This is a genomic window from Streptomyces sp. bgisy159 (assembly GCF_057707805.1).
The window spans coordinates 1-1689 of the sequence record NZ_JBYIQX010000113.1 but is presented as its reverse complement, the minus strand read 5'-3'; the positions used below and the strand labels follow the sequence as shown (position 1 = coordinate 1689).

At 68.7% G+C, this 1689-nt stretch carries 3 protein-coding genes; 1 reads left to right on the top strand and 2 read right to left on the bottom strand.

What is annotated here, in order from left to right; genetic code table 11:
• Positions 1-250, top strand: a 250-nt coding sequence (locus tag AC3ET3_RS36030; protein WP_435613728.1) for a transposase, incomplete at its 5' end; no start/stop codon positions are given.
• A 160-nt stretch (positions 251-410) separates the two neighbouring features.
• Here the strand turns inward: AC3ET3_RS36030 and AC3ET3_RS36025 are convergent.
• Positions 411-539 (bottom strand): hypothetical protein, encoded by a 129-nt coding sequence (locus AC3ET3_RS36025; RefSeq protein WP_435613727.1) that lies wholly within the window; start codon positions 537-539, stop codon positions 411-413.
• A gap of 198 nt (positions 540-737) precedes the next feature.
• Positions 738-1358 (bottom strand): ISAs1 family transposase, encoded by a 621-nt coding sequence (locus AC3ET3_RS36020; RefSeq protein WP_435613726.1) that lies wholly within the window; start codon positions 1356-1358, stop codon positions 738-740.
• Positions 1359-1689: the final 331 nt, after the last annotated feature.

The window sequence follows — 1689 nt, the reverse complement described above, 5'->3', positions numbered from 1 at the left end:
GCAGAACAAGGTCTGGCTGGAGATCGTCCAGATCGCGCTTGACCTGCTGGCCTGGATGCCCATGCTCGCCCTGACCGACCAGGCCCGTCTCTGGGAGCCCCGCCGACTGCGGTTCCGCCTGTTCACTGCGGCCGGACAGCTCGTCACCACCGGCCGACGCCGCATCCTCCGCCTCGCCCGCCACTGGCCCTGGACCGGCGAGATATCCACCGCCCTTGAACGGCGTGCACTCCTGCCGAACCCCGGCTGACCAGCGGATTCGCCTGTCCCTACAAGAAGAGGAACCAGCCCGGAGCAGTGGGACCCGGCGTCCACCCGAGGCGACGCTCGGCCCCTCGGAATGCCCGCCATCAGCCCAGGGACATCGCGTGTCGTCGTTCCGCCCGGTTGAGCACCTGAGTCCTAGTTGATCACGTCCATCCCAGTGCGGTCAGCGGTCGGCTGGGGTGGCGGGCGTGGTGACGAGTAGCGGTGGCGATGTTGGTGCGGCCGTCCTGGCGGAAGACGCTGATGGCGAGGTTGCGGAGGCTTGCCACCACGCTGGGCAGGCTGCCGGTCCGGGTGGTGGAGACGTCCTCGGCGAAGGTGGTGTCGCGGACGTGGTGGAGCTGGTTCTCAATCTTCCAGTGCCCTCGGATCCAGCCGGCGAGCTGTTCGCCCGTGGCGGCGCCGGGCGGGAGGCTGGTGACGAAGTAGAGCCCTTCGATGGTGATCTTTTTGCTGGTCAGGTCCTTGCGTCAGCGCATGACGCGCAGGGCCTGGCGGGCGCCGGGGTAGTCGAGGTGCCGGAAGGCGACGGTCTTGAGGTGCCGGACCTCGAGCCGGCCCCGGCCCGTGGTGCGGTCCTTGTGGTCGACCGGAATGTCAGCCCACGGCAGTTTCCTCAACTGCTCGAGCAGGCCGGGGTGATTGCCCTTCACGACGGCGATGTAGTGGGCGCCGTGGTCGCGCAGCCAGCGGCCGTTCGCGTGCTGGGTGTGGGCGGCGTCCGCGGTGACCACCGTGTCCTTGAGGGCCAGGCCGTCCAGGAGAGGGATGAAAGCGGGCGTCTCGTTCCTCTTGGAGTCGATCTGGCGTTGGGCGATCACCGTTCCGGTGTGGTCCATCGCGGCCAGCAGCCACACCGCCTTTCCGCCGCCCGCGCGTGAGCCGCGCAACTGCTTCCCGTCGACGGCCACCGCCCGCCATCGGGTCGTTCCTACCTGACAGTTCTGTGTCCTGGTCTGGAGGAATTCGCTGACGGCGGTGTCGAAGGCGTCGCCGTCGAGACGGCCGAGGAGCCGCATGACCGTGGTGGGATGCGGCACGGTGACCGCTCCGGTGAACGGGTCGGCAGGGAAGCCGAGGGCCAGCAGCACCCAGCGAGGCGAGTCCTGCCGCCGCGGCCGCCACGAGCGCCGTCAGCGGGAAACGCCGACCACGACGCTCACGCGGGTCGGGCAGGCCCGCGAGAAACCGAACAAGGCACACCGAATCGGGCAACGGCTGCGGCGACGGGATACGGGCCAGTTGCTCCAGGCCCGACGGCATGAGAGAAGATGAGACAGCAGGCACGGTCTTCGGTTGTGGTCGCGTGAACTCGACACTCACATGATCAACGAGACCGTGCCTGCACCTGCATCCGGACCCACCCGGCACGACCGGCCATCACCGGGCGATCCCACCCAATCCGCAAACACGCAGGGCCCC